The sequence below is a fragment of the Falsiroseomonas oryzae genome (assembly GCF_027856955.1).
In the GTDB taxonomy this organism is placed as follows: domain Bacteria; phylum Pseudomonadota; class Alphaproteobacteria; order Acetobacterales; family Acetobacteraceae; genus Falsiroseomonas; species Falsiroseomonas oryzae.
The window spans coordinates 53,677-74,144 of the sequence record NZ_JAPSMD010000002.1 but is presented as its reverse complement, the minus strand read 5'-3'; the positions used below and the strand labels follow the sequence as shown (position 1 = coordinate 74,144).

The following is a 20,468-nucleotide window of genomic DNA, read 5'->3' as shown; positions in this document are numbered from 1 at the left end:
AACCGCCTGTCGATCGGCCTTCCAGCTCTACGATTGCGCCGCTTTACAGCCCGAAGTGTCAAGTGGCATTGTCACTTCTGGCCGCAGGGGACCTGCGATGGAGTTGCTGGTTTTCCATACCCTGGTGATCGCCCACATCATCTCGGGCGCCACGGGGGCGATCGCCTTCTGGGTTCCGGTGATCGGCAGGAAGGGTGGTACCAACCACCGCCGATGGGGCCAGGTCTTCACCCTCGCGCTGCTCTGCACCGGCAGCTTCGCGTTGGCGATGAGCCTGCTCTCGCTCTATGACCCGATGGGGACGCATCCACAGCTGGTCGGGCGCTTCGACGAGGTGTTCGTGCGCGGCTTCTTCGGCCATCTGATGCTGTGTGCGGCGACGCTGACCATCAACCTGACCTGGTACGGCTGGATGCTGGTGCGCAACCGCAGCCGGCAGGAACTGAACCGGACGCGCGCGATGTATGCGTGGCAGTGGGTGGTGATCGGCGCCTCCATCAATTGCGCGGCCCAGGGCTGGATGATGGGCGAGAAGCTGCTGATCGGCCTGGCGGTGGTCGGCGTGGCGACAGGCGTGACCAACCTGGTCTTCCTGGCCAAGGAGCATCCGAGCCGCGAGGACTGGCTGAAGGAGCATGTGAAGGCGCTCGTCGGCGCGGGCATCTCGGTCTACACCGCCTTCATGGCGTTCGGCTCGGTGCGCGTGCTTCCCGAACTGGCGCTGCATCCCGTCATGTGGGCCATCCCGTTGGCGGTCGGGCTGACCATCATCATCTGGCACCGGCTGGCGATCGACCGGGCCGCCCGCCAGCGGCGCAGCACAGTCGCCCAGGCGGCCTGAGCCATGGATGGCGGCACGGGGCGTCGCCGCGGCCGCGTGATCGTCATTGGCGCCGGCGTCGGCGGACTGGCGGCCGCGGCGGATCTGGCGCGGCGCGGCGCCGAGGTGCTCGTGCTGGAACGTGCGGCGGCGGCCGGCGGCAAGATGCGTCAGCTGCGCGGCGTGGATGCCGGCCCGACGGTCTTCACCATGCGCTGGATCTTCGAGGGGCTGTTCGCCGATGCGGGCGAGCGGATCGAGGATGCGCTCGATCTGGTGGAGGCGGACATCCTGGCCCGGCACGCCTGGCGCCAGGGCGGCCGGCTGGACCTGTTTGCCGACATCGCCCGCTCCGCCGAGGCGATCGGCGACTTCGCGGGGGCCGCGGAGGCGCGCGGCTATCTCGAGTTCTGCGCCCGCAGCGCCGACATCCACCGCACGCTTGTAGGTTCCTTCATCGCAGCCGAGCGGCCCTCGCCGCTGGACCTGGTGAACCGTGTCGGTTGGGGCCGGCTGGATGCGCTGTGGCGCACCACGCCCTGGCGGACGCTCTGGGGGGCGCTCGGCCAGCACTTCCACGAGCCACGCCTGCGCCAGCTGTTCGGGCGCTACGCCACCTATACCGGCTGCTCGCCCTTCCTGGCGCCGGCAACGCTGATGCTGGTGGCGCATGTCGAGCAGGACGGCGTGTGGCTGGTGCGCGGGGGTATGGTGCGCGTGGCGCAGGCGCTGCAGGGGCTGGCCGAACGCCAGGGCGCGCGCTTTCGCTTCGGCGCGCATGTGGCGGAGGTCCTCGTCGAGAACGGGCGTGCGGCAGGCGTCCGCCTGGCGGACGGCGAATGCCTCGCGGCCGAGGCCGTGGTGTTCAACGGCGACGTCGCGGCCCTGGCCCGGGGCATGCTGGGCGACGGCGCGCGCGGTGCCGCGCCGGATACGCCCGACGCTGCGCGCTCGCTGTCGGCGGTCACCTGGTGCGCGCATGTGCCGACCTCCGGCTTCCCGCTGGCGCACCACAACGTCTTCTTCGCCGAGGACTACGCCGAGGAGTTCGACGCGGTGTTCCGGCGACGGGCGATCTGCGCCGCCCCGACCGTGTACGTGTGCGCACAGGACCGTGGCACGGGGGAGGTCCACGAAGGTGCGGCGGAGCGATTGCTGCTGCTGATCAACGCGCCGCCCGACGGCGACCGGCGCGATCTGGCCCCAGACCTGCCGGAGCTGGCCGAGCGCACGCTGGCGCTGTTGCGCGCGTGCGGGCTGGAGCTTGCCTTGCCGGCGGACTCGGCGACCCCGACAACGCCAACCGGCTTCGACGCATTGTTCCCGGCCAGCGGCGGGGCACTGTATGGCCGCGCCGGCCATGGCGCGACGGGCACCTTCGCGCGCCCCGGCGGAGCGAGCCGCCTGCCTGGCCTCGTCTGCGCAGGCGGATCGGTCCATCCGGGACCTGGCATCCCCATGGCGGCGATGTCGGGCCGTCTGGCCGCGGCGCGCGTGGTGGAGGACCTGGCCGGCGGCATTCGCCGGTCGATCGCCCTGCCCGCGCCCGCCTGACGCCTATCGGCGGTAGGCAACCCTTTCCGGCACCAACTGGTCCAGGATGCGGGCAGAACTGATCACGCCCGGCACGCCGGCGCCGGGATGCGTCCCGGCCCCGACGAGGTAGAGTCCTTCCACTTCCTCGCTCCGGTTGTGCGGCCGGAACCAGGCGCTCTGGAACAGCTGCGGCTCCAGCGAGAAGGCGGCGCCGTTGATCGAGAGCAGGCGGTCGCGGAAATCCTGCGGCGTGATGATGCGCGACGTCGCGATGCAATCGCCCAGGCCAGGCATCACCGTCTGCTCCAGGCGCTGCTGGATCGCGGCCCGGTAGGGCTCCGCCCGGCTCGCCCAATCCACGCCGCTCCCGAGATGCGGCACGGGCGACAGCACATAGAAGGCATCGCAGCCCGGTGGCGCCAGCGATGGATCCGTCATCGTGGGGCGATGCAGGTAGAGCGAGAAGTCGTCGGCCAGGTGCTTGCGGGTGAAGATGTCATGCAGCAGGCCCTCGTAGCGCGGGCCGAGCACCATGGTGTGGTGGTAGACGTCGTCGAAGCGTCGGCTGGTTCCGAAATACCAGACGAAAAGGCTCATCGAGTAGCGTGCTCTCGCAACCTTCCGGTCGGTCCAGCGCCGGCGTGGATGGCGCGCCAGGAGCTTCGAATAGGTCCAGCCGACGTCGGCATTGGACACCACGATGTCCGCCCGGAGCCGTTCGCCGGAGGCCAGGCGCACGCCCGCGGCGCGGCCGTTCTCCACCAGGATCTCCTCCACCTCGGCGTTGCAGCGGATATGGCCGGAGAGATCGCCGATCAGGTTGGCGATTCCGTCGACCAGTGCCCCCATGCCGCCCATGGCGTAGTGCACGCCATGCATGCGCTCCAGATGGGCGATCAGGCAGTAATAGGCGGTGGTCGTCATCGGATTCCCGCCGATCAGCAGCGGATGGAAGCTGAAGGCGATGCGCAGCTTCTCGTTGCGGAAGTAATCGCCAACCTTGCCGAAGACGGTCCGGTAGCCTTGCAGGCGGACCATGTCCGGCGCCGCACGCAGCAGGGTGCCAAAGCTGTGGAAGGATCTGTCCGCAAGCTCGCCGAAGGCGACGCGGTAGATGGCCTCGCTGTCGCGCATGAAGCGCTCGAAGCCCGGCAGATCCTCGGGCGCTATGCGCGCGACTTCGGCGCGGGTCGCCTCGGGGTCCGCGCTGCAGGCCATCGTGGTCCCGTCGTCGAACCGTATGCGGTAGAATGGGTCCATCGCGCGCAACTGCACGTCGTCCGCCATACGCCGGCCGCAGAGGGTCCAAAGCTCTTCCAGCAGGTACGGCGCCGTGATGATCGTGGGGCCGGCGTCGAAGGTGAACCCGTCCTGCCGGAACACATAGGCGCGGCCGCCCGGCGCATCGAGCTTCTCCAGCACTGTCACGCGCCAGCCGCGGGCGCCGAGCCGCACCGCGGCGGCGAGCCCGCCGAATCCGGCCCCGATCACCACCGCATGCGGTCGCGGATCGCTCATCGAATCCAGCATGGCGCTCCCTCCGGCGCGCGAAGGGCGCCGCCTAGGACAGGCCGAGCGTGGCGAGCGCCAGAACCACGTAGCGACCGGTCTTCGCGATGGCGACCAGCAGCACGAAGGTCCCGAAGGGCTCGCGCAGCACGCCGGCAATGACAGTCAACGGGTCGCCGACGATCGGCGCCCAGCTCAGCAGCAGCGACCACTTGCCCCAGCGGTGGTACCATCCCTCCGCCTTCCGAAGCTTGTCGGGCGGCACCGGGAACCAGCGGCGGTCGCGGTAATGCTCGATCCAGCGGCCCAGCAGCCAGTTGAGGCAGGAACCGAGCGTATTGCCGACGCTCGCGACCGCCACCAGCGCCCACACGGGCTGCTCCCCCAGCAGCAGCAATCCGACGAGCACCGGTTCCGACTGCAGCGGCAGGATGGATGCGGCGCCAAGCGCCACCGCGAACAGTGCTGCGTAGGCATAGAGGTCGGTCATGCTCAGGGCCCGGACATGCCGCGGCCGGCAGCCCCGTGCAAGGGCGTACCGGCCGCGCGCGCGTCATGGCTCGAGGCGCTGCCTAGTTGCGTTGCGCCTCGGAGACCGGAGCCACCTCGGAGGTGCGCAGCGGGCCGCGGCTCACCTGGTTCAGCTCCGGATAGTCACGCAGCATCGGCGCACCGAGGAGCGGGCGGTTCACTCCCTGGTGGCAGGTCGCGCAATTCACCTTCAGCGCGTCGCCGTTCGGGCCGACGCGAAGCGGGTGCGGCGCCTCGGGGTGGCCCAGTCTGTTCGCCTGGAAGACAGGGGTCAGCGGCTGGACATACTCGTTGTTGACGGCCCGCGCCATGCGGATGCCGTGCCAGGCGGTCAGGCGCTGGGGCGGGCTCTGCTCCCAGCTCGCGAAGGCGCGGCTGTTGTGGCAGAATGTGCAGTTGACGCCGAGACCCTGCGACATGTGGATCATCAGGGAGTAGGTCCACTCCGCGATCCGCACGTCGTCGCTGTTCTGCCGCGGGTGCCAGGTGGTGCTGATGTTGCGGATGTCCTGGTCACCCAGGAGGAACGGGGTGAACGGATCGAAGGGCAGCGAGCTGTAGTTGATCGTCGCTGTCGCCCGGTTCTGCCCCGTCGGCCCGACCATCCCCGCACGGTTGTCGGTGATGGTGGACCACACATTGGCCGGCACCGGCTGGCCACGATGGCAGGTGTAGCAGGTGACGCCGGTCTGGGCGACGTGGCTGCTCCAGTCCGCATTGATGGTGCGCGTCATCTGGAGCATCCGGCGGGTGACGCCCTTCGTGTACACCTCGTCGGAGGCCATGTTCTCGGGGTTGTGGCAGTAGTTGCAGCCATTGCCCGCGTCCCGGACATGCTGCGGCACCACCCACTCCGTCATCGCCACCATGATGCGCAGGAACTGGGCGTTGCTCAGCTCCCCAAGCACCTGGACGTTCTGGTAAACGGCCGAAGCCTTGTCGGAGTCGTCGGTCGGCGGGTCCGCCGCCGGCTGAGCCTCGGGCACCGCGTTGCGCGCCACCACCTGGCGCAGCGTGCGGGGATTCTGCACCTGCTCCATGGCCGTGCCGCGGAAGCCGTTCTGGCTGGACCGGACAGGCGGACGCTCGAAGCTCGTGATGACGAGCAGGAGGACCAGCAGGCCGGCGATGACGATCGCCGCCTGCGCAGTCCAGTTGAGCTTGAGAGGCCTCATCGCGGCGCTCCTTGCACCAGGGCCGGGTCGGCGACCGGCGCCCAGAGTTGCGGATAAGCGGGCGCGAAGTGGCGCTCCACAGCCCAGAGGTACCAATTGTCCACCACCGTGCCAGTCAGCAGGATGCCGATGCCGCCGGTCAGCGGGCAGAGCACCGCGAACCACCACGCCCAGCGATGGATGCTCTCGAAGCTGGCGTTGAAGCCCATGCACCAGCGCCAGAAGAGGGCACCACGCTCCGCTGCAGTGCCGCGATCAGCGATCAGCTCGAGCTCACGCTCCCCGCCGTAGCGGCCCAGCGCCAGGATCGTGGCGCCATGCATCGCGAAGAGCAGCGTCGAGCCATAGAGGAAGACGATCGAGAGCGCGTGGAACGGGTTGTAGAAGAGGTTCCCGTAGCGGATGGAGAACGCCGCGGTCCAGTCCAGGTGCGGGAAGATGCCGAAGGGCACCGCCTCGCTCCAGCTGCCCATCGCGAGCGGCCGGAAGAAGCCCAGCACCAGGTAGAGCCAGATGGCGGCGGCAAAGGCCCAGGCGACATGGGTGCCCATCCCGAGGGCGCGGGCGCGGCGGTAGGTGCGTGCCCACCACAGCAGGATCGAGATCGTCAGGAAGAAGCCGGTGACGAGCCACCAGCCGCCCTCGCGCATTGGCGGGAACTTCAGGCCGTACTTCGCCGAAGGCGGTTCCAGCGCGAGCCAGAAGAGCTGGCGCACGAACTGGATGATGTCCCACTGGACGGAGGCCAGCATGTTCAGGCCGATGATCACGAAGGCCAGCGTGCCGAAGAAGATCGACAGCACGCCGAGCATGCCGAGGTAGATCGGCCCCACCTGTGCGTCACCGAGGCGACCGAACAGGTGGACGAAGCCGCCCTGTCCTTCGCGCTTCAGGTCCTCGGGCGGCAGTTCCACGCCGGCATAGGGTGCTGGCGGCCGCACCTGGATCCGGGTGAAGATGTTCTGGTAGACGACGAAGGCAGTCATGTGTCTTCCCCCTTCGGCCTAGCGGTGCGGCCAGATGGGCAGGTTGAGCCACCAGCCCCACCACTCGGGCCAGCCGCGCGTCCAGAACGGGCCGCTGATCACGATGCACACGGCGCTCCAGAAACCTGCCGACAGCGCCAGGAACAGCCCCAGGCGATGAATGCCCAAGGTGCCGATCGAGTAGCCGATCAGGTCACGGAAGTAGGCGTTCTCATGCTCGGCGGCCTTCATGACCTCGCCACGCGGCGGGTTGGCCGCCGACAGAACGAGGCCGCCATGCATCCCGAGCGCGAGCACCGTGGTGAAGAAGAAGGTGATCGCCAGCATGTGCGCCGGGTTGTAGTGGAAGTGCAGGTGCTGGTAGCCGACGTTCGACACCCAATCGAGGTGGCTCCAGATCCCGTACGGGAAGCCGTGACCCCATGCGCCCATCAGCAGCGGGCGGATCACGACGAGCGTGACATAGGCGAAGACCGCGACGCTGTAGGCGACGGGAATGTGGTAGCCCATGCCGAGCTTGCGCGAGATCTCCGCCTGGCGGAGCGCCCAGGACACGAAGGCGCCGATGGCGCAGAACGTGATCCACTGCCACAGCCCGCCTTCGCGCATGGGCGCCAAGCGCAGGCCGTAGGCCAGATCGGGCGGCGGGATGTTGATGAGCCAGGGGTTCCACGTGCCCTGGATGGCCGCGCCCATGCAGATCAGCGCGACGCCAACGACGGTGAAGAACGCGGTGGTGACCCCGAAGAAGCCGATCCAGAACGGCCCGATCCAGAAGTCGAAAAGGTCGCCACCCACCAGCGTCCCGCCGCGGACCCGGTATTTCTGTTCAAAGGTCAGCATTGCCATGGATTGAGACTCCCATCCTGGCCAGGCAACGACCTGCCTAACCCACTTGTCGTCCCCGACAGCGGGCGAGGCCCGCTGTGCTTGCCTCGCCCACTGCCGCGGAGCGACATCGGCGACTGCCGCTACCTTCCGACGGGCTGACCCGGCGTGAAGGTGGCGGACGTCGCGCACCAGCCCCAGTGGTCGCAGTAGCGGGGCGAGCTCATGACGACGAAGTGCAGGATCGTCGCCACCGCGATGACCGCGATCATCGCCAGGAACAGCGACCGTCGCGGATCAACCACCATCCAGATCTTGTGCATGGACTTGCTCTCCTTCGTCCGGTTTCAGAAGAAGCGCCAGTCCGGCGGCACCGTCTGGCCCGCGTAGACAAGCGGACGCCACAGCCACACCAGGATGTGGGCGCCCATCGAAGCGAAGACAGAGAAGGCCCACCCCTGGATCAACAGGCGGTGGATCTCCCGCGCTTCGCCCTCAGTCAGGCCGGTTCGCGAACCTTCGGCCATCCATCGAGCCTCCTATTGGCCTTGCGGCCGTTACCGCGCAGATCCCGCGCGGCCGGGTTGCCAGGCGGCGAACCGCCATGGCTGACCCACGCCCCGTCCGGCACGGCGGAATCCGCCGGTCCGAGCCGAAGCGCGGGATCGCTGGGGAACCGGGGCTCATGCGACGCTCTCCGCAAGCGTGCGTGCGACACGGTCCGCTGTGACGCGCTGCTCCCCAGCAGTGCGTGCTGCCTTCTCCACCTGCTCGCGCAGGCGTTTCGCGGCGGAGATGCGGAGCAGAAACGGCTCCGCCTCCACGCGCTCGTCGAGGATCCTGACGGCCTCGTCGTCCCAGGGCTCCGGCGTGCGCGCCGGCGTCGCTTCGACACGGTCGAGGTCGGTGCCGAGCGGCAGGATATGGAACAGCGCATCGAACAGCGCGTTGCAGTATTCCTGCACGACGTAGGTTGCGCCCGCGTAGCCCATGAAGGGGGTGCCGGTGGCACGACGGATGATCGCGCCCGGAAAACTTGCAGGGATGTAAATGGCCCGGCTGCGCAGCTCGGCGGCATACATCCTCTCGTTGTAGCTGCCGAACAACACCAGCGGCGGGGATGCCTTCATCGCTTGCCGAACGGCTTCGTTGTCGGGCTTCTCGCCTGCCTTGCGCGCGAAGGCGAAGGCGCAGGGCACGCCCATCTCCTCACCGAGGAAGCGCTGCAGGCCGCGGGCATAGGTCTCGGTCGCGACGACGGCGAAGGACGCGCTGGCGAAGAAGTCCTGCGTGACACTGCGCCAGAGATCCCACAGCGGCTTTATGGTCGTATGTTTCTCGCGCTCGATGAAGGGCTCGGGGTCGAGGCCCGTCAGCTCGCCGAGCTTGCGCAGGAAGTTCGTCGTCGCGAACAGCCCGATCGGCGCCCGCAGCCACGGCCGGTCCAGCTCCTCGCACAGCTTGCGGCCGAACTCGCGATACATGCAGATGTTGACGTCGGCATCCGGCAGCCTGGCGATATCCTCGACATGGCTGCCGAGCGGAAAGACCAGGTTCACCTCGCAACCGATGCCTTCGACCAGGCGCCGGATCTCCGCGAGATCGGAGGGCATGTTGAAGGTACCGTAGATCGGCCCGATGATGTTGACTCGCGGCCTGGTGCCCAGCTTCGGGTTCTTCGCACGCACCTTCCGGCCCCGTGCACCAAACTCGTTCCAGAGCCACATGATGGCCCGGTCGGCGGCCTGCCACTGGTCCTCGTCAATGGTGCGGCAGATGAAGCGCTGCAGGTTGCTGCCTTGCGGCGTGACACCGCCACCGATCATCTCGGCGATCGAGCCCGTGACGACCACCGCCGGCAGGTCCGGATCCTGAGTCGCTGCGGCGCGCTTGAGGTTGGGCTCGGTGCCGTTCTGGGAGAGCGAGTCCTCGTCGAGGCCTGTCACCACAATCGGCAGCTCGTGCGGCGGCAACGCGTCCGTATAGTGGAGCACCGCCGTGACCGGCAGATTCTCGCAGCCCACGGGCCCGTCGATCACCACGCGCAGACCGCGGATCGCCGAGAAGGCATAGATCGCTCCCCAGTAGCCGCCAGCGCGATCATGATCGAGGACGAGCATGCTCAGGTCCCCACCGCTTCTTCGGCCTTGGCCTGCGCGGCCCGCCGCTTGCGCTGGCGGTCGCGGAAGCCGGGCGGATCCTGCGGCTTCTGCGTGAAGCCGTAGCCCGCGCCATCCGGCGTGCCGACGCCCTCGAAGAAGGAGACCATCCGCGCGAAGCGTTCGCGCCCGCCGGTCTGCGCGGCGACGATGCCGGCCATGGAGCCCGCGCCCGCCGGCCCGAAGAGCGGCCGCGCGCTCACCATGTTGGTGAAGTAGAGCGCGGGGATGCCGAGCTCCTTCGCCTTCTGGACCAGCGGCGTGGTGCCGAGCGCCAGGTCGGGCTTCGCGTCCAGCATGGCGTGGACGTCGTTCTCGAGGCTCGCGCGGTATTGCACATGCGTCCCGCGCGCCTCGAGCCATTCGCGGTCGGGGTCAGACCATTCGGTGCGCGGGCAGGCGGTGCCGACATAGGGGATCTCGGCGCCGGCCTCGCTCAGCAGCCGCGCCACCAGCAGCTCGCTGCCCTCATAGCCCGAGACGGTGATGCGCGCCTTGATCGGGGCCGCGGCCATCGCGCCCTTGATCGCGGGCAGCATGCGCGCCTTGGCGGCGTCCAACATTGCCGCCGGCACGTCAGCGGCCTTGGCGATCGCCTCCAGCCAGGCGGCGGTGCCTTCGACGCCGACGGGGCCCGAGCCCACGATCGGCCTGCCCGCCGCGCGGAATTCCCGGATGGACGCGGTGTAGAAGGGGTGCACAGCGGCGACCGCCACCGCATCCAGCGCGGCATAGAGATCGCGCCATTCCCGCGCCGGCGTCTGCGGCGCGAGGCCGAGACCCATCGGTGCCAGCAGCGCGCCGATGCCCATCGGATCGGCGGGGAAAAGCTCGCCGATCAGGGCGATGGTGCGCTCGCCTTCCACCAGGTTGCGGGGGCGGGCGACCGGACCGGCCTCGGCTTCCAGCCGCGCGTAGCGCAGCATCGCGCCGGACAGCACGTCCTTCGCCTCTGCGTGGGTCGGCACGCCAAAGCCAGGCACGTCGATGCCGATGATCCGCACGCCGTCGATAACCTTCGGCAGCAGTTCGAGCGGCACTCCGGAGGCGGTCGGCACGCAGAGATTGGTCACGATGACGGCGTCGTACTCCTCCGGCTTCGCCGTCGCATGCACGGCGTCGCGGATGTCCTCGAACAGCTTGCCCGTCACCAGCGTCTCGGAGTTGAAGGGCACGTAGCCCACGCTGCGCCGGGCCCCGTAGAAGTGGCTGGTGAAGGTCAGGCCATAGACGCAGCAGGCGCTGCCCGAGAGGATCGTCGCCACGCGCCGCATGCGCAGGCCGACACGCAAGGACCCGAAGGCCGGACACATGCTTTGCGGCTGGTCGTGCGGTCCGCGCGGATAGTCCTTGGCGAGGCGGTCCATCGTCTCGCTCTTGCCGGCAGCGCGTGCCGCGGACTCCATCGTCTCCCGGCCGCCATGGCAGCCGGAGCCTTCGACAGGCGGCGCGCTGGAGGGAGGAAGCGTGTCCACGGCTCAGGCGCCCTCGTAGACCACTTCGAGGGACGGCTTCGCGACCACGCCGGCGGCGCGCATGTCCTCCTGTGAGGCAGGCTGCAGCACCACGTTGCGGCCGACCACATCGCCCTTGAACAGACCGAGCAGGCCTTCCTGGGTCAGCGGCGTCGGGCGAAGCGGCGGCGCCTCGGCCACCTGGACGCCCAGGGCCTGGAACAGCGGCCCCCATTCCCCGTCGGGCCGGCCGACGATCTCGTAATTCGCGCTCTTGCGCCGGATATCCTCGTTCGCGGGGATCGCGGCGAGCACGGGGATGCCGACGGACTGCGCGAAGGCGTGCGCCTCTCCGGTGCCGTCGTCCTTGTTCACCACCAGGCCGGCGACGCCGACATTGCCGCCGAGCTTGCGGAAATACTCCACCGCCGAGCAGACGTTGTTGGCGACGTAGAGCGACTGCAGGTCGTTCGAGCCGACGATGATGACCTTCTGGCACATGTCGCGCGCGATCGGGAGGCCGAAGCCGCCGCAGACCACGTCACCCAGGAAGTCGAGCAGGACGAAGTCGAAGTCCCACTCGTGGAAGCCCAGCTTCTCGAGCAGCTCGAAGCCATGGATGATGCCGCGGCCGCCACAGCCGCGGCCCACTTCCGGCCCGCCGAGCTCCATCGCGAAGACACCGTCGCGCTTGAAGCAGACGTCGCCGATGACTACCGGCTCGCCGGCCGCCTTCTTCTTCGAGCTCGTCTCGATGATCGTCGGGCAGGCCTTGCCCCCGAAGAGCAGGCTCGTCGTGTCGCTCTTCGGATCGCAGCCAATGAGAAGCACGCGCTTGCCCTGCTGCGCCATCATGTAGCTGAGATTGGCGAGCGTGAACGACTTGCCGATGCCGCCCTTGCCGTAGATCGCGATGATCTGCGTCTGCTTCTTCGGCGGATCGCTGGGCACGGGATCCGGGCCTTCCGCGGCTTCCTGCCGCAGTTGCTCGGTCATGCTCGCTTGCGGATCTCGGTTCGGCTGGAATCCGGCGGGCGCATTCATTGGCAGTCCCTCCAGTCGAGAACCATCTTGAGACATCCCGGATCTTCGAAGGCGGTCCGGTAGGCCTCCGGGGCAGAAGCGAAGTCGCGCTGATGCGTGACGAGGCCGTCCAGCGGCAGGCGTCCCTCTGCGATCAAGGCGCGCACGACGGCGAGGTCGGGTTCGCGCCATTCGGCGGCGATGCGGATCCGCGCCTCGCGCATGAAGGCAGGCGGAAAGGCGAAGGAGAGCGGGGCGCTGTAGAAGCCGGCCAGGACGATTTCACCGCCGGGTGCGAGGCGCTGCACCAGGGTATCGAGCAGGTTCGAATCGCCGCTGACATCGCAGATGCATCGATAGTCGCGACGCGAATCGGCGTCCGGCGACAGCACCTGGTAGCCGCGCCCGCCCTCGGCACGCTCCGGGTTCAGTTCCCACACGACGGGCGCCGGAGCCCCCATTGCGACGACGATCCGGGCGATGAGGCGCCCGAGTACGCCGTGGCCGATGATGAGGTCCGGCGGCATCGCGCCGGGTGCGATCGCGTGCTGCGCGGTGGCAGCCAGCGCAAGCAGCACGCCGTCCGCGCCGAGCGACTCGTCGATCGGAATGGCCTTGGCTGCGGTGACGACGAGCCGACGCGCTGCACCGCCAAACAGGCCGCGCACCGGCCCGAAGCAGCGCGCGCCGGGGACAAAGACGCGTTCACCAACGCGCCGCTTCGCATTCGGTCCTGCCGACGCGATGCGGCCCACCGATTCGTATCCCGGAACCAGCGGATACCCCATGCCCGGGAAGGGCGGCATGCGACCGGTGAACAGCAGGCGTTCGGTGCCCGTGCTGATCCCGCTCCACTCGACGTTGACGACGACGTCGTCTTCGCCGGGCTCGACGAGGTCGAGGCGACTGAGTGCAAGCTTTTCAGGCGCTTCCAGGACTACAGCGAGAGTGTCCACGGTTCTTCCAAAGTGTCTCCAGAGCGTCACCCTAGCCTGACAGTCAAATCTGTCAAGATAAACTGACACTCATTCGTCAGGCCGACGCGACATCGGCGACCAGCACGCGCGCCAGCAGAGGCGTGCGTGTGGGCAGCAGGCGAGCGGTGGCGAAGCCCGCTGCCCGCGCCATCGCCTGCAACTCGTCCGGCTTGCGCGGGCGGCCACGGCCCATGGCGAGAAGGTAGAAGCCGAAGTAGGCGTCGCCGGCCGGCTCCGCGCCGGGGGTGCCGGACATCGGCTCGGCCACCAGCAGGCGGCCCCCAGGCGGCAGCGCAGCGTGCACGCGCCTCAGCAGCGCCATGACCACGTCGTCGTCGTGGTCGTGCAGCACGCGGACCAGGGACACGATGTCCGCGCCGGCCGGCAGCGCGTCGACAGCGAAGTCACCGCCATGCGCCGTGGCTCTGCCCTCCAGGCGCAACCGCGCGAAGCGTTCGCGCGCCTGCGCGGCGACGGCCGGCAGGTCGAACAGCATCACGCGCAGCTCGGGTGCGGCGGCGGCAACCGCCGCCAGGAAGGCACCGCTGCCGCCGCCTATGTCCAGCAGGCAGCGGTGGCGGCGAAAGTCGTAGGTGGCGATGACCTCTTCCGCGACCATGGGCTGGGACGCCGCCATCAGGGCGGTGTAGTCGCCGGTCCGTTCCCGGCCGAGTGAGCCCGGCGCCGCCGCTCCGGCATAGGCCCAGTAGCCCGACAGCGCATTCCCGCCGCGCGGCCGGCGCAGCAGCGCGACAGGATCCGCCAGGTCCGCGTAGAGCATGGCGTGATGCTCGACCATCGCCGCGATGCCGGGGTTGCCGATCATGGCCGCGCCGAGGGGGCCGAGCGCCCAGCGCCGGTCATCGCGCTGCATGGTCAGGCCGAGCGCCGCCGCGGCACGCAGCAGCCGCAGCGCACCCTCTGGCGGCAGGTCGAGCCGACGGGCCAGTTCCGCCTCGTCCACCGGCCCGTGCTCCAGCATGTCGAACAGCCGAAGCCTGACGCAGGCGAGCAGGACCTGGGAATAGACGAAGCCCGCGCACAGATCGAACAACGCACGGGCCCGGCGGCGCGCGAAGGGACGGGTCAGCGGGAAGCCGGCCGCCCAGCGCCGGAATCCCGGCGACGCGGTCAGGCCTTCCCGCCAGGCGCGGAACCGGTCCCGTAGACTCGGCGCCACCGGCACCTCCAGACCGGCGGAGGCGCTCATGCCGCTGCGGCGAGCTTGCCGGGGACCAGGCGCTGGGCTTCCTGCAACATCAGGGCGCGAAGTGCCGCCTGGCCCGGACAGTGCGGGATCGCGCCGACGGCTGCCTCGCTCAGATTGCGCAGACGTGTGACCGCGCCGCCGAGCCCGAAGCTGGCAACCGCACTTGGCCGGCCGAGCGCGGCATCGCGACCGACCGGCTTGCCGAGCGTGGCCTCGGTCTCCACGGCGTCGCGGAGGTCGTCCGCAACCTGATAGGCCTCCCCGAGACGGTCGCCGAGAAGGCGCCAGGCCTCGGGCTCCGCGTGGCCCGCCGCCGCGGCGCCGGCAACACAGGCGGCGGCAAACAGGGCGCCGGTCTTCTGGCGCTGGTACTCGGACAGATCGACGGCCGGCTCGCATTCCCAGGCCTGGCCGGCGACGATGCCGAAGGGCACGCCTACACCGTCGCCCACGGCCGCGAGGACGGCGCCGAGCCGCTCGGGCGCAGCGGGTGCGACGCGGGCCAGGGTCTGGAAAGCCAGGATAATCAGCGCATCGCCAGCAAGCACGGCCAGCGGCTCGCCGAAGGCCCGGTGCACGCTCGGCTTGCCGCGCCGGGTCTCGGCATTGTCGAAGCACGGCATGTCGTCATGCACGAGGCTGGCGCAGTGCAGCAGTTCCACCGCGGCAGCTGCAGCGGAGGCCAGTGCCGGACGGTCATCCCCGCACGCCCCGGCGACGGCGAGCGTGAGCCGCGGGCGAATGCGTGCGCCCTTCGGGAATACGGCATGCCGCATTGCCGCGGCGAGGCGTGGTGGCGCGCCCGTGGCCTCGGCCAGAAGAACCGCATCGGCCAGGCTGGCCTCGATCCGCGTGGCGACGTCCATGCGCAGTCTCCGCGCCGGCCCACCGCGATCGGCGCCGACGCATGGCAAGAGGAACCGTCAGGCAGTCCTGTCGCCAATGACTGTCAGTCTTTCTTGACACTCAGTCAATGGCTTTCCGCAGCCGGCCTTCGCACGCTTGTGAGCGTGCTCCTCGCCGCGCCGGTGCCATGTCGCATGCTGCGGGGCTCGCCGGCCGCCGTCGGCAGGCATCCCGCCATCCAGGGTTCGAGGAGGCGTGCATGGCTGAGGTCTGGACAACACCGGCCGCGCCGGCGACAGCGGCCGAGCCGGAAGTGAGGCGCATCAGTCTGGGCGACCTCTCCCTGGCGCTGCGCCGCGGCTGGGCCGATTTCCTCGAGACTCCGACGCAGCTGATCTTCCTGTGCGTGCTCTATCCGCTGATCGGGCTGATCGCCGCGACGCTGGCGGCGGGTGGTAACGCGATGCACCTGTTCTACCCGATGGCGGCCGGCTTCGCGCTGGTCGGGCCGGTCGCGGCCCTGGGCCTCTACGAGATCAGCCGCCGGCGCGAGCGCGGGATGCCGGCAAGTTGGGTGAACGTGTTCGACGTGCTGCGCTCTCCGGCGATCGGGTCGATCTTCGCGCTCGGCGTCCTGCTGCTGGCGATCTTCATGGCTTGGCTGTGGGCGGCGGATGCCATCTACGCAGCCACGCTCGGCCGGCTTCCGGCGGGAACGGATGCCATGCAGGCGCTGTTCGGCACATCCGAGGGGTGGCGGATGATCCTGGTCGGCAACGCGGTCGGCTTCCTGTTCGCCGCCGCCGTGCTGGTCCTGACTGCGCTGTCCTTCCCCATGCTGCTCGACCGGGATGGCGGCGTCAGGCGCGCCGTGGCCACCTCGGTGCGCGCCTTCGTGGTGAACCCGGTCCCGATGGCCGCCTGGGGCCTGATCGTCGCGCTGCTCCTGCTGCTCGGCTCAATTCCGCTCTTCGTGGGGCTGGCGGTGGTGTTGCCGGTCCTGGGCCACGCGACCTGGCATCTCTACCGCCTCATCGTCCGGTAGCTGCCAACGCACCTCGAAGACGCAGGCTTCCGCGCCCATCGCCTCGCACGCCGTCTCCTGCACGCGTGTGCGGGGGCTCACCAGGGCGCGGAACAGCGTCTCGAAGGTTGCCGCGTAATAGCCGCAGACCGGGTGATCGGCTGCTGCGGCGCGAGCGATGGGCGCGCCCGCGATCTCGAGACGGAGCGGGCGCCCTGGCCGCACGCGAAACGCGCCGCTGCCCGCGAAGGTCCAGGCGTGCCGGCCGATCGCGCCGAGCAGCACCTGCGCCGCGATCGGAGCAGGCAGCACTCTCAGGATCCACTGCAATGGTCGCGGGATGCGATGGGCAAGCAGGTAGAGCGCCGTCAGCCGCCCGGCCTCGCGGGATGCGGCATCGGCGGCGGTCTCACCCATGATCGTGCGTGCCGCCCGGTGCAGCGCGATCACCTCGCCTTCCGGCACCATCCGGCCCGGTGGCTCTGCCAGGCGTCGCTCCAGCCCGGCCGCCGCGAAGACCTGGCGTGCCAGATCCGGGCCGAGCGCCTCCGCAAGTCGCGTGATAGCGTTCGGCCCAATGCGGCCAGCGGCAACCATGCCGCCGTCCATCGCCTCAGTCCCGAGCCGGCGTGTTCACGGATTCGGGCAGCTGCTGCGTCCCGCCGCCGCACGCCTTGACGACCCCCGGCTCCATGCGGGCGGTCTCGTCATCCTCCACCAGCTGCTCCGTACCGCCGCCACAGGCCTTTGCCGCAGCCGCAGCATTGGCCGCGGGCAGCTTCGCCTTCGGCCGATGCATCGTCTTCCACAGCGCATTGTGCGGCGCACGCGCGGCCTGAGCTTCCAGCGTACGCGAGGTGTCGAAATGGAAGTCCACGCTCTTCTTCGACTGCGGCCCCCAGTAGCCCACCTTGCCCAGATCGTAGAAGGTGCGCTGGAAGCCGGACTTCGCGAAGGCCCAGAGACAGCCGAGCATGTATTTCCGGCGCACCTTGTCCTTGATCCAGGGGTAGCCGAGGAACGTCTTGCGCAGGTAGAAGCGGCGGTAGTTGTGCATCGTCCGGTCGAGCAGCGTGGCGCGATCCATGGCGTCAGGCTTCATGATCGGCGTGACGAAGTTGTATTTCGAGAAGTCGAACACCTCGACCTTGTCGCCGAGCTCCTTGAAAAGGTCGTTGAACGGCCAGGGCGTGTACATGGCCCAGTTCGCCATGTCCGGGTCCCAGTCGAGCGCCATGCGGTAGGTCTCTTCCAGCGTCTCCGGCGTCTCGTTCTCGAGCCCGACGATGAACTGCGCCTCGGCAACGATGCCGTTCTGGCGCAGGAGCTGGATGGCCTTCTTGTTCTGCGCGACCGTGGTCTCCTTGTTGAAGCGGTCGAGCTTCAGCTGCGCCGCCGCTTCCGTGCCAAGTGAGACGTGGATGAGGCCAGCCTTGCGGTACATCGGCAGCAGCGCCTCGTCGCGCAGGATGTCCGTCACGCGCGTGTTGATGCCCCAGAGCACCGGCAGGTTGCGTTCGATCAGCCGCTCGCAGAACTCCACGAACTTCTTCTTGTGGATGGTGGGCTCCTCGTCCGCCAGGATGAAGAAACCGACGCCGTGGTTGCGCACGAGATCCTCGATCTCGTCCACCACCTTCTTCGGGTCCCGCACGCGGTAGTCGCGCCAGAACTTCCACTGGCTGCAGAAGGAACAGGTGAACGGGCAGCCGCGCGCCAGGTTCGGAATGGCGACGCGCGTGTTCATCGGGATGTAGATGTATTTGGACCAATCCAGGACGCCCCAGTCCGGCGTGATCCTGTCCAGATCCGCGATGGGCGGCGCCGCGGCATTTGCGACGATCTGCCCATCCTTCGCATAGGCGATGCCCTTGACGGCATCGCGTTCGGCGGGCCAGTGCCCATCGTCGATGCAGCGCACGAGGTCGAGCAGCACCTGCTCGCCTTCGCCACGCACCACCACGTCGATCCAGGGGGCTTCGGTCAGCACCTGCGGATACATGAAGGTGCCATGGATCCCGCCGAGCACCGTCACGGCATCGGGGCAGGTTTCCTTGGCCAGCTTGAGGAGTGCCTCCGCCTCGTAGATCGCAGGCGTGATGGCGGTGGCGCCGATCAGGTCGGGCTTCAGCTCCAGCAGACGATTGCGCACCTGATCGTGGCTCAGGTGGTTCGTCATGGCGTCGATGAAGGTGATGTCGGTGTAGCCCTCGGCCTTCAGGTAGCCGGTCAGGTAGGCCGCCCAGGCGGGCGGCCAGTTGCCCGCGATCTCCGCACCGCCGGAATGGTAGTTGGGATGGATCAGGACGATACGCATCGGGACGCTCCCGCCGGCCCGGTGCCGGCCGGGAACAGGATCACCCCTGTCCGCGTAAATTGACCTTGATGTGTGTCAAGCTGCCCTGACAGATCCGGCGGCGCCGCGATCGAGCTGGTCGAGGCGATCGAACAGTTCGACGGCCCAGAGCAAGCGGTCCCTGAAGGCCGGAGCCGGAGGAAGGGCTTCGCCGGCCGCGGGCATGTCTGCCACGGCGTCGACCAGGAAGGCGGTGCCAGGCAGCGGCGGCGCGATAAGGTCGGCGGGGCGATGCGCCAGCAGGCTCAGGCTACGCGCCATCAGTCGCAGCTTGCGATGTCCGGGGACGACAGCACGGCGGGAGACGGAGTCCAGGCCCTGCCGTTCCACCTGCCGCCCAATCTCGGCGTAGACGAAGCGGGCGGCGGCAATACCGGAGCGACAGTCGCGCGGCAGGCAGGCAATCCCGGCCTCCGATCGCGCATAGAGTGCGTCGGCCGTTCGGAGCAGGCGTGCGACGACACGCGCCAATGCGGGCGTGAAGTCTGGCGCGTCGAGGAAGGCGGCCGGCTCTATCCCTTCCTGTCGCAGCCAGTCATGCGGCAGGTAGAGCCTGCCGTTGCGGGCGTCCTCTCCGACGTCGCGGGCGATATTCGTCATCTGCATCGCCACGCCCAGGTCGCAGGCCCGCGCGATCGCGGTGGCATCCCGCACGCCCATCAGCAGCGTCATGATGGCACCTACGGCCGCTGCAACACGAGCCGAGTAGGCCTCGAGCGCCGCCGCATCAGGACACTGGCGCCCCTCCGCATCCCAGGCCAGGCCCTCCAGCAAAGCCTCAGGCAACGGACGCGGGATGGCAAAGCGCGCCACGACGCGCGCAAAGGCGCGGTCTGCGGGGTGAGGAAAAGGCTGGCCGCCATAGATCCCATCGAGCCTGCCACGCAGCTCGGCCAGGGCAGCGGGCCCGCCGCCTTCATCGATCAGGTCGTCGGCCACGCGGCAGAAGGCGTAGAGTGCCGTCGCCGGCTCGGCAACTCGACGAGGCAGCAGCCTGGCGGCCGCGGCGAAGGACTTGGAGCCACCCGACAGCATCGCCCGGCAGGCCGCGAGATCGGCATGCACGGTTTCGGGCGTCGCTGGCGGCATGGGCGGATCCGTACTCAACCAGCCCGACTGTAAGGCAGGTCTGACACGGAGAGCGAGCCCATTCCGTTCGCCGGCGCGACCGCCAGCAACCGGAACAGCAGCTCCGCCACTTCTCGCGGCTTCTCCTCATGCGCGAGGTGACCGAGGCCGGGAAAGCTTGCGATCTCGGCGGTCGGAAGACGGCTGCGGACCCGCTCGGCCTGGGCCGGGGGGATGGACCTGTCATTCGCTCCGACGGCCAGCACTAGTCTGGTCTTCAGGCGCGGCAGATCCTGCAGCAGCGGCAGCAGGTCCCAGTTCGCCATCATGCCGAGAGCCGCGGAGACGTGGCTCGCGTGGCGGAAGAGCCGCGCATAAAGATCCACCCCGCGGGCGTCGATGCGACTGCCGGTGTCGCGCAGGAGCCTCTCCGCCACGGCGCGGTTCGAGGCGCGCCACGCGAAGAGGCTTGGCACGAAAGGCAGACCGACCAGCATCCGCGCTGCCCGCGTGAAGAATGCCGCGTGCTTCTCGCCGAGCGGGAGCAGCGCGCCATTGAGGCTGACGATCACGGCCGGCGCGATCCGGTTGTCGAGCGCGAGCCTGAGCACCACGGCCGCGCCGGCAGAATGACCGGCCGCCAGCACAGGGCGCGCATCGATGGCATGCAGCAATGCGGCGAGCGCCCCTGCCATCCCCGGGAGTGACAGCCGCGCCTGCGCGGGCAGGTCGGTGAAGCCATGCCCCGGCAGGTCCGGTGCCACCACGCGAAACCGCGTGGCGAGGATCGGCATGAGATCGCGCCAGGAATGCGTGGCCGCCGCGGTGCCGTGCACCAGCAGCAATACCGGCCCATCCCCCATGACCTGGACGTGCCAGCGCAGGCCGCCGGCCGTCACGAAGCGACTGGCGTCACGGTTCGGCCAGTCGCGACCGTCATGCTCCCAGGAAGGACGATCCACCATC

Annotated in this window: 20 protein-coding genes; 3 read left to right on the top strand and 17 right to left on the bottom strand. The window is 69.0% G+C overall.

All coding sequences use genetic code 11. The features are described from left to right. Positions 1-97 precede the first annotated feature (97 nt). Together OZN99_RS00815 and crtD are read left to right on the top strand one after the other, a co-directional pair. On the top strand, positions 98-841 hold the full coding sequence (locus OZN99_RS00815) for a hypothetical protein (protein WP_270933257.1): 744 nt from the start codon (positions 98-100) through the stop codon (positions 839-841). Between the two features lie 3 nt (positions 842-844). Further along, complete coding sequence (gene crtD, locus OZN99_RS00810; RefSeq protein WP_270933256.1) at positions 845-2,374, top strand: 1-hydroxycarotenoid 3,4-desaturase CrtD; 1,530 nt, start codon at positions 845-847, stop codon at positions 2,372-2,374. Positions 2,375-2,377: 3 nt separating this feature from the next. Here crtD and OZN99_RS00805 read toward each other — a convergent pair whose 3' ends face one another. From OZN99_RS00805 to OZN99_RS00745, 13 genes are all read right to left on the bottom strand, one after another. Next, positions 2,378-3,886, bottom strand: a complete 1,509-nt coding sequence (locus OZN99_RS00805; protein ID WP_270933255.1) for a phytoene desaturase — start codon at positions 3,884-3,886, stop codon at positions 2,378-2,380. Between the two features lie 31 nt (positions 3,887-3,917). Beyond that, entirely contained in the window at positions 3,918-4,355 is a 438-nt protein-coding gene (locus OZN99_RS00800; RefSeq protein ID WP_270933254.1) for a YqaA family protein, read from the bottom strand. 82 nt (positions 4,356-4,437) lie between these two features. Beyond that, on the bottom strand, positions 4,438-5,571 hold the full coding sequence (gene pufC / locus OZN99_RS00795) for a photosynthetic reaction center cytochrome PufC (RefSeq protein ID WP_270933253.1): 1,134 nt from the start codon (positions 5,569-5,571) through the stop codon (positions 4,438-4,440). Beyond that, a complete protein-coding gene (gene pufM, locus OZN99_RS00790) occupies positions 5,568-6,557 on the bottom strand; it encodes a photosynthetic reaction center subunit M (RefSeq protein ID WP_270933252.1) in 990 nt (329 codons plus the stop codon). Before pufM ends, pufC begins: the two co-directional genes overlap by 4 nt. Before the next feature lie 18 nt (positions 6,558-6,575). Continuing rightward, complete coding sequence (pufL, locus tag OZN99_RS00785; protein WP_270933251.1) at positions 6,576-7,406, bottom strand: photosynthetic reaction center subunit L; 831 nt, start codon at positions 7,404-7,406, stop codon at positions 6,576-6,578. A gap of 122 nt (positions 7,407-7,528) precedes the next feature. Beyond that, a complete protein-coding gene (gene pufA, locus OZN99_RS00780; RefSeq protein WP_270933250.1) occupies positions 7,529-7,708 on the bottom strand; it encodes a light-harvesting antenna LH1, alpha subunit in 180 nt (59 codons plus the stop codon). 24 nt (positions 7,709-7,732) lie between these two features. Then, complete coding sequence (locus tag OZN99_RS00775; RefSeq protein ID WP_270933249.1) at positions 7,733-7,912, bottom strand: light-harvesting protein; 180 nt, start codon at positions 7,910-7,912, stop codon at positions 7,733-7,735. A 156-nt stretch (positions 7,913-8,068) separates the two neighbouring features. After that, positions 8,069-9,505, bottom strand: a complete 1,437-nt coding sequence (gene bchZ / locus OZN99_RS00770) for a chlorophyllide a reductase subunit Z (protein WP_270933248.1) — start codon at positions 9,503-9,505, stop codon at positions 8,069-8,071. 2 nt (positions 9,506-9,507) lie between these two features. Continuing rightward, positions 9,508-11,019, bottom strand: coding sequence for a chlorophyllide a reductase subunit Y (bchY, locus tag OZN99_RS00765; protein WP_456299863.1), 1,512 nt, complete (start codon positions 11,017-11,019; stop codon positions 9,508-9,510). Between the two features lie 3 nt (positions 11,020-11,022). Next, positions 11,023-11,994 (bottom strand): chlorophyllide a reductase iron protein subunit X, encoded by a 972-nt coding sequence (locus OZN99_RS00760; protein ID WP_270933247.1) that lies wholly within the window; start codon positions 11,992-11,994, stop codon positions 11,023-11,025. A 44-nt stretch (positions 11,995-12,038) separates the two neighbouring features. After that, complete coding sequence (gene bchC, locus OZN99_RS00755; RefSeq protein WP_270933246.1) at positions 12,039-12,977, bottom strand: chlorophyll synthesis pathway protein BchC; 939 nt, start codon at positions 12,975-12,977, stop codon at positions 12,039-12,041. Between the two features lie 76 nt (positions 12,978-13,053). After that, positions 13,054-14,208, bottom strand: a complete 1,155-nt coding sequence (locus OZN99_RS00750) for a methyltransferase (RefSeq protein WP_270933245.1) — start codon at positions 14,206-14,208, stop codon at positions 13,054-13,056. Continuing rightward, on the bottom strand, positions 14,205-15,074 hold the full coding sequence (locus tag OZN99_RS00745; protein ID WP_270933244.1) for a polyprenyl synthetase family protein: 870 nt from the start codon (positions 15,072-15,074) through the stop codon (positions 14,205-14,207). Before OZN99_RS00745 ends, OZN99_RS00750 begins: the two co-directional genes overlap by 4 nt. 239 nt (positions 15,075-15,313) lie before the next feature. Between OZN99_RS00745 and OZN99_RS00740 the strand changes: the two genes are divergently transcribed. Beyond that, positions 15,314-16,099, top strand: coding sequence for a DUF2189 domain-containing protein (locus OZN99_RS00740; protein ID WP_270933243.1), 786 nt, complete (start codon positions 15,314-15,316; stop codon positions 16,097-16,099). Here the strand turns inward: OZN99_RS00740 and bchJ are convergent. The 4 genes from bchJ to bchO form a co-directional block, all read right to left on the bottom strand. Next, positions 16,013-16,687 (bottom strand): bacteriochlorophyll 4-vinyl reductase, encoded by a 675-nt coding sequence (gene bchJ / locus OZN99_RS00735; protein WP_270933242.1) that lies wholly within the window; start codon positions 16,685-16,687, stop codon positions 16,013-16,015. The genes OZN99_RS00740 and bchJ overlap by 87 nt on opposite strands. 4 nt (positions 16,688-16,691) lie before the next feature. Next, complete coding sequence (gene bchE, locus OZN99_RS00730) at positions 16,692-18,395, bottom strand: magnesium-protoporphyrin IX monomethyl ester anaerobic oxidative cyclase (protein WP_270933241.1); 1,704 nt, start codon at positions 18,393-18,395, stop codon at positions 16,692-16,694. Positions 18,396-18,470: 75 nt separating this feature from the next. Beyond that, entirely contained in the window at positions 18,471-19,523 is a 1,053-nt protein-coding gene (locus tag OZN99_RS00725) for a phytoene/squalene synthase family protein (RefSeq protein WP_270933240.1), read from the bottom strand. A gap of 14 nt (positions 19,524-19,537) precedes the next feature. Beyond that, positions 19,538-20,467, bottom strand: coding sequence for an alpha/beta fold hydrolase BchO (bchO, locus tag OZN99_RS00720; RefSeq protein WP_270933239.1), 930 nt, complete (start codon positions 20,465-20,467; stop codon positions 19,538-19,540). Position 20,468 lies beyond the last annotated feature (1 nt).

Coding starts and splice junctions, on each gene's coding strand:
- OZN99_RS00815 (WP_270933257.1), top strand. CDS start 98: ATGGAGTTGCTGGTTTTCCATACCCTGGTGATCGCCCACATCATCTCG.
- crtD (WP_270933256.1), top strand. CDS start 845: ATGGATGGCGGCACGGGGCGTCGCCGCGGCCGCGTGATCGTCATTGGC.
- OZN99_RS00805 (WP_270933255.1), bottom strand. CDS start 3,886: ATGCTGGATTCGATGAGCGATCCGCGACCGCATGCGGTGGTGATCGGG.
- OZN99_RS00800 (WP_270933254.1), bottom strand. CDS start 4,355: ATGACCGACCTCTATGCCTACGCAGCACTGTTCGCGGTGGCGCTTGGC.
- pufC (WP_270933253.1), bottom strand. CDS start 5,571: ATGAGGCCTCTCAAGCTCAACTGGACTGCGCAGGCGGCGATCGTCATC.
- pufM (WP_270933252.1), bottom strand. CDS start 6,557: ATGACTGCCTTCGTCGTCTACCAGAACATCTTCACCCGGATCCAGGTG.
- pufL (WP_270933251.1), bottom strand. CDS start 7,406: ATGGCAATGCTGACCTTTGAACAGAAATACCGGGTCCGCGGCGGGACG.
- pufA (WP_270933250.1), bottom strand. CDS start 7,708: ATGCACAAGATCTGGATGGTGGTTGATCCGCGACGGTCGCTGTTCCTG.
- OZN99_RS00775 (WP_270933249.1), bottom strand. CDS start 7,912: ATGGCCGAAGGTTCGCGAACCGGCCTGACTGAGGGCGAAGCGCGGGAG.
- bchZ (WP_270933248.1), bottom strand. CDS start 9,505: ATGCTCGTCCTCGATCATGATCGCGCTGGCGGCTACTGGGGAGCGATC.
- OZN99_RS00760 (WP_270933247.1), bottom strand. CDS start 11,994: ATGACCGAGCAACTGCGGCAGGAAGCCGCGGAAGGCCCGGATCCCGTG.
- OZN99_RS00750 (WP_270933245.1), bottom strand. CDS start 14,208: ATGAGCGCCTCCGCCGGTCTGGAGGTGCCGGTGGCGCCGAGTCTACGG.
- OZN99_RS00745 (WP_270933244.1), bottom strand. CDS start 15,074: ATGGACGTCGCCACGCGGATCGAGGCCAGCCTGGCCGATGCGGTTCTT.
- OZN99_RS00740 (WP_270933243.1), top strand. CDS start 15,314: ATGGCTGAGGTCTGGACAACACCGGCCGCGCCGGCGACAGCGGCCGAG.
- bchJ (WP_270933242.1), bottom strand. CDS start 16,687: ATGGACGGCGGCATGGTTGCCGCTGGCCGCATTGGGCCGAACGCTATC.
- bchE (WP_270933241.1), bottom strand. CDS start 18,395: ATGCGTATCGTCCTGATCCATCCCAACTACCATTCCGGCGGTGCGGAG.
- OZN99_RS00725 (WP_270933240.1), bottom strand. CDS start 19,523: ATGCCGCCAGCGACGCCCGAAACCGTGCATGCCGATCTCGCGGCCTGC.
- bchO (WP_270933239.1), bottom strand. CDS start 20,467: ATGGTGGATCGTCCTTCCTGGGAGCATGACGGTCGCGACTGGCCGAAC.